A 6,628-nucleotide genomic window follows, 5' to 3' on the forward strand; every position below is an offset into this window, starting at 1 on the left:
GGTCAAAGGCTTTCAGACAGGCGGAAATGATTACCTCAAAAAACCGTTCAGTTTAGAAGAATTGATCGTCCGAATAGAAAACCTCCTCAGTATTACCAATGGACAAAACCTAAGTAACAAGCAGGAATTGGTTTTTGGAAAATTCACTTTTTACCCCTCAAAATTTGAGCTTAAAAGTCCTGATGGAAATCTCAGGAGACTTTCCTATAAAGAAGCAGGTATATTGATGATGCTTTTGGAAAACACGAACCAAACCATTGAGCGAAAAGAAATCCTGCTGAAACTATGGGGAGATGACAGTTTTTTCAATTCCAGAAACCTTGATGTCTATATCACCAAGCTCCGTGATTACCTTAAGCCTGACCCCACAATCCAAATCATTACAATTAAGGGTATTGGGTATTACTTTTCGGTTTGATTAATTTATGGGTATTTTATAATCTGATTGTATGGATTGATTAAAAACATTAATTTAATACAATCAAATATAATCAAGCCGACAATGGGACTATCTTCACTTTGGAAAAAAATCAAAGAATCGCCATCATTCAAACCATCACATTTTCAAATTCCTCTTTCAAATGTAGATAAACCTGAAAAAGTTGGGGTTTCAATAGAAAATGACAAAAATTATTTTTTAATAAGGATGAACGAAATGTTCCTAACCTATAAAAGGCGTTGGGTTAAGGATTTCGAACCGATGGTGTTTTGTTCTGTTGATTTCAATTACGGTGGTGAAAAAGTTTCCCAACCTTTTCTATTATCCCCAAATTCGCTGCAATCCCCATTCAAAAAATTTCCTGAAGGCATGCTGTTCAAGGATATCAAAATGGCGGGACTTCACCCATTCAAAGGTGGGACTTTTGGAATTACCCTTGTTTTAGGCAAGATGGAAATGAACAATTATTTGAAAAAACTGCTGAAATTTCTTGAATCCACCACCGCTGCATTTCCGGGCGGTTTTTCAACAGTCATTGGAAGCTATATCAAACTTTCAAATATGGTCTTGGATAGTTTGGAGGAGCTTTTTGATAACAATGATATCGAACCTATCATCGGGTACCGCAGAGAATTTATTACTGATGTACAAGACGATTTCCATAGTGGATATTTTGTATTGATGAATGCCGACAGTGGAGAATATAATCCTAATAAATTTTTTGTGAAAGATAAATCATTGCATTATGGCGACTCTTTGCTGACGTCCAAGCCTTTCCTATCGGATGATTTCCTTTTATACAGTATCGAAGAAACGAAGAAACGTGGAGATATTGAAACCTTGCCGATTGGTACACAGTTCCGGGACCTCAAACTCGAAGTTTCAAAAATACCCGGAACTATTACTGAAAAAGACAGAGAATCACTTTCCCGATTTCTATACGCCTTGAATGACCAGGTATTGCTTAGCCCGGACTTGATCTTAGAACAAAAAGTTAACATACTGACAGAATTTCGAAAAGAAATACAAGATATGATCAACAACCGTCAAGCATTGAGCGGGACCAAAAACCTGCAAATTATTGAACGAAATGAACTGGATAAACTTCGGTTCGAATCAGATTTTGACCTATTGAAATGAGAAAATAGACCAAATGGACCAAAACATAAGATTAGTCAGAATTATTTTTTGGAAAGACAAAATCCAGATCATAGAATCCACGAAGATCCGCGGCGGTGGATGGGAAAAAGTCACAACAAATGAATTGAGTGTCGCTAAGGTGTTTCACAAAGTATTGAACAAAGGCCGGGTCGAGGAAATTTTTGAAAAATCAGATTATGAAGTTTTGGGTAAAATGCTCTATGAAATCCTGACTGCCAACAGTGAAGTGAAGGAATTTATTGAAATGCTGATCGACCGATCCACAAAGTCAGGTGATATCCGGTACAAGTTCATGTTACAGTTTGAAGGGGATACCCAAGATTTGGAGGGATTGCCATGGGAATACCTTTTGGTCCCTGTTAAAAGCAAAAACAACTCCTTTTACCTTTCGGCAGGAAAAGACATGCAGTTCGATTTCGTGAGGGATTATGATTTGAAGAATAACTATGACTTACCAAGCATTGAACCTAGGGAGCAATTGACTGTAATCTGGATCTTTGTTGGGGAAAGGAGATCTGAAATAGATGCCAAACTGGACTTTGGGAAGTGTGAGGAAGTTTTTGAGGTATTACGAAAAAAAAACAAGAGTGCAAATGAAAATGGTCCAATAGAAAAATTCAAGTATTTTAAAGTTAAAGATCCAACCAAAGACAATCTCAAAACCATACTAAAGGACATCCTGGAGTTGATAGATGGACCATATGTGCTTCATTTTTTAGGACATTCAGAAATGCGCAAAAACGAAGGTCCCTTTATAGGATTGTCATCAGGAGGCGACTTGGTAGAATGGGTAAAGGCAAATTTCTTTGTAGAAATGTTTAAAAAAGGAGCAGATCCCCTAAGACTTCCTAGTTTAATCGTGTTGCAAGCCTGTGAAAGCGCACAAATCAATGACAAAGGAGAGGGCTTAGCAGTGGGACTTATTAAACAGGGAGTTCCGGCAGTCGTTGCAATGCAAAATGAAATTAGCTTGGATAGCTCTTTGGCATTTGTTCGGGAATTTTACTCAAATCTTTTAAAGGGCGAAGATGTGTCTTATTCCATGACGCAATGCCGCTATTATCTTGGGTGTAATTATCCTAAAGAAGATCCCAATCCTGACAATCATTATGGAAATAATATCTTTGGAACCCCTGTACTTTTTACCAGCTTGGGAGCAGAAAGAATCCAACCGATTATCAAAGCAGAAGGTCAAAACAAAAACAAAGACTCAATAAAAATCTGTAAGGCTTGTTCGGCAAAATACAAAGCAAGTTTCAATTCTAGTCTCTGTATCCAGCCAAACTGTAACGGAACACTTGTGGAGATTTTCTTGTCGGATGCCTTAAATGAAACCGGCAATTCCCCTACTGCCGGACAATCAGCCCGGAAACCTTTTGAGGCCGGAAGTATTACTTCAAACAACAGGTCCCATGAATCTAAATAAGAGTGAAATAAGGAGCATCCTTTCCAAACTATATCAGCGTGCCTGTCTAGACAGCGAATGTGACATGAGGGCCATCGTTAATGTATTTGAAAATCTTACAGACATTCACCTTTCAAATCCAACCTTACTCGCTTGGACCAAGGTAAGGTTTGATGAAAAAAGACTCGGACATCCGCCCTATCTTCAGTTGATCAGAAGTTTTAGAAATGAAATCAATTCTTTTTATGGCAACAAGGCTGTTGAGGAGATCAGGAATATTGAAAAAAGTGATAAAAAGCTGGCATTTTCAAAGTGGTATGAATGCTATACCGATGCACTACTGATCTTCCAATGGGAAGTAATAAACATCCTTTTTCAGGAAAAATTTTCTTTTGAAAAACAGGATAATCAAAAAATTGAGTCCTTTGCAAAACTCAACAAACTGGTAGAAGATAACAAATGGGCTGATTCAATCACATTTTTTATTGACCTTTCAAACGATCACCAACTACCGGACTGGAAAAAAGTCTATTTTTCAAACTATGTTTCTGAGATTTTTTTATATCACTTCGGATATGTTGACAAAGCGCAGGAATGGCAACAAAAAATCAAGAATTTAATCCCAGACCATTTTCTTGCAGAGAGATTGCAGGGAGAAATCGATCTTTATAATAAGAACTTAAGCAGTGCAAGAAATCTGTTTTTGAATTCCATATCCATGGAGTCCAATAACGTTGATTCTTATTTGTTTATGGGTGAAACTTTTTTGGATGAAGATCCAGACACATCAAAACAGTGGTATTTGGATGGAATAAATGTCAATTTTTTGAATCCAAGTCCATATTCTAGTCTGTTCAAACTATTTGGCACAGCAAAATGGATTGAAGACAGACCTGAGGAGTTTTCATTTTATATTGCACGATTGGAAGAGGCTGAAATCCGGGCTGTAAAGACTGTGGATTTATACAATGCCTATCGGGATGTGGCTTATGCTTACAATCTCCAGGAAAATGTGACTGAATCAGAATCCTATTACCTCAAAGCAATTTCCCTTAGGCCTGACCTCACCGCTGCAAAATTAGATCTGGGTTATATTTTTGCCAATAAATCAAAGTTTGACGAAGCAGAATCCTATTTTCGAGAAGCGCTGCTCCAACTCGGGGATAGCCCCTTTGAAGCATTATGGGCATTGGGATGGCTTGGGGAGCAAAGAGGCGATTTGGACGCTGCAATTTTTAATTACCAAAAATGTATAGGACTTCGGAAATATGGTGAGGACCGTATTCACAATGTCATCGGATTACAGCATTTTGTGAAAAAGGATTATACAAGTGCGATTGTAGAATTTGAAAGAGCAATTGGAAAAAATCCTAGTCAAATCATTTACTTCGATAACCTGAAAGATGCCGCCGAGAAAACAGGGATTTTTGAAAAAATGGAAATTTACCACGATTTGGTAACACAACATTTTCCACAAAACCATATTTACAACAACAATGCAGGTGTTTATTTTTACGAAAAAGGGGATTTTGATAAAGCTATAAAGTTATATTCAAAAGCAATTGAAATTGAACCCAATTCGGAGCTTTACCATAAAAACAGGGGATTAGCATTCCAGAGATCGGACAAATTAGACAGAGCAGAATCTGATTTTCTTAAAGCCTTATCACTTGCCAGTAATCCGGCTTACAAAACACCTGAACAATCCAAAAGAGAATTTGATGACGCTTTGAAATTTAGGGATGCAGATTTGCTGAATTCTATTGGATTGGTAAAATACCTTCGTGAAAAATATGAAGAATCCATCCCATTTTATTCCCAAGCAATTGATTTGGATGGTAGCATATTGATTTACAGGGAAAACCGTGCAAAGTCTTACGAAAATTTAGCGCTTTATGAGGAAGCTATTGATGACTACAAGAAAGTTTTGGAATATGAACCTGATCCTTTTCTTTTCAATGCCATCGGCAGGATAGAATATTGGATGAAAAATTATGAAAGTGCCATTGAATACTATTCAAAAGCTATGGAACTAGCACCTAATGAAATAGTATTTCTGCAAAATAGAGCCTTGGCTTACCAAGATTCAGGGAAATTTGATGAGGCCGAAAAAGATTACCTTACCTCACTAAGCTTGGGTGAGGATATCAAAAGTTTGAATGCGCTGGGGATAATTGCATCGGATAGGAATGACCAAGAAAAAGCCATCGAATATTTTTCAAAGGCCATCAACATTGTTGATAATCAAGCCATCTTGTACGAAAACCGAGCGATTTCTTTAGAAAAAATAGAAAAATTTGAACTGGCAAAATCCGATCTTCTGAAGGCAGTCGAATTGGATGCCACACACCTGCGAAATAATCATATAGGCTTGCTTTATTACAAGGAAGGAAACTACTCTAAGGCTATTGATTTTTATGACAAAGCCATTGAATCCAAACCTGACGAACCTGTATATCTTGAAAACAGGGCTTTGGCATATTTATTTTTAGAAAAACTTGATTTTGCTGAAAGAGATTTTAAAGAGGCTGTGAAATTGAATCACTCTACAAATTCGTTAAACTACCTTGGGATCATTTATTTCCGTAAAAATGCCTTTGACCAAGCGATTGAATATTATAGCAGGGCAATTGATCAAGATAAAAACCAAGCCATTTTATGGGAAAATAGAGCCTTATGCTGGGAAAGTATGGGAGAAAACCAAAAAGCGGAGGATGATATTATGAAAGCCCTAGAAATAGAGCTTACCTCAAACAGATTTAATTTTCTAGGCTTGGCAAGATTCAAGCAGTTTGACTATAAATCCTCCATAGAGTTCTACTCTAAAGCTCTCGAAATGGATCAATCCAATCCGATTATTTGGGAAAACAGAGCTTTGGCTTATGAATTCAGCAGCCAATACAGTGAAGCAATTCTCGACTATGAAAAATGTCTGCAATTAAGGGAAGATTCCTTTATTTATAACAAGATTGGAGAAGTCTATAAGTTGTTGGGGAACTATCCGGAAGCTAAATTGAAGTTTAAAAAAGCTGTAGACTTGAGCCCAGATAATCCTACATATCTCCAAAACCTTAATGATTGTATTTGAATTTAGATTTTGAAAGCCGGAAGCTTTCACAGATTTAAATTATCGGGAAAAATTACTTCAAAGTTAATAATTTTGAAAAACACCGAATAACGATTGGCTGAGGTTAGATAAAAATTACCTTTCTTTGTCCCAGCCAAAATTCCTTTTCTCCCATGAAAATCATAGCCATCGGAAGAAACTACGTGGAACATATCGAGGAGCTGAAAAACGAGCGTCCCTCCGCCCCTGTCGTGTTTCTGAAGCCTGATACTGCTCTACTGAAAAACAATGCACCATTTTACCATCCTGACTTTTCGGAGAATATCCACCATGAAGTGGAATTGGTTTTGAAGGTGTGCAAAGAAGGTAAACATATCCAAAAACAGTTTGCAAATCGATACTTTGAAGAAATTGGGATCGGGATAGATTTCACGGCAAGAGACCTGCAGGATAAGTGCAAAGCCAAAGGGCTTCCATGGGAAATCGCTAAGGCATTCAACGGGTCTGCTCCCGTTGGTGAATTTTTACCGGTATCGGAGTTAAAAAATTTTGCAGA

At 37.4% G+C, this 6,628-nt stretch carries 5 protein-coding genes; all 5 read left to right on the forward strand.

Going from position 1 to position 6,628, the window contains the following annotated elements; genetic code table 11:
- On the forward strand, window positions 1-418 hold a 418-nt coding region (locus ACZFYI_RS13340; RefSeq protein ID WP_462524622.1), incomplete at its 5' end, for a response regulator transcription factor.
- A gap of 228 nt (window positions 419-646) precedes the next feature.
- Window positions 647-1,579: a hypothetical protein gene (locus ACZFYI_RS13345; RefSeq protein WP_462524623.1), complete on the forward strand. Its 933-nt coding sequence runs from the start codon at window positions 647-649 to the stop codon at window positions 1,577-1,579.
- Between the two features lie 13 nt (window positions 1,580-1,592).
- Window positions 1,593-3,026 carry a CHAT domain-containing protein gene (locus ACZFYI_RS13350; protein ID WP_462524624.1) on the forward strand — a complete coding sequence of 478 codons (1,434 nt, stop codon included), beginning with the start codon at window positions 1,593-1,595 and terminating at the stop codon, window positions 3,024-3,026.
- Window positions 3,013-6,093, forward strand: a complete 3,081-nt coding sequence (locus tag ACZFYI_RS13355; protein ID WP_462524625.1) for a tetratricopeptide repeat protein — start codon at window positions 3,013-3,015, stop codon at window positions 6,091-6,093. The genes ACZFYI_RS13350 and ACZFYI_RS13355 overlap by 14 nt, the downstream gene beginning before the upstream one ends.
- Window positions 6,094-6,245: 152 nt before the next feature.
- Window positions 6,246-6,628: fumarylacetoacetate hydrolase family protein (locus ACZFYI_RS13360; protein ID WP_462524626.1), on the forward strand; the 383-nt coding region annotated here is incomplete at its 3' end.

This window comes from Aquiflexum sp., assembly GCF_977115555.1.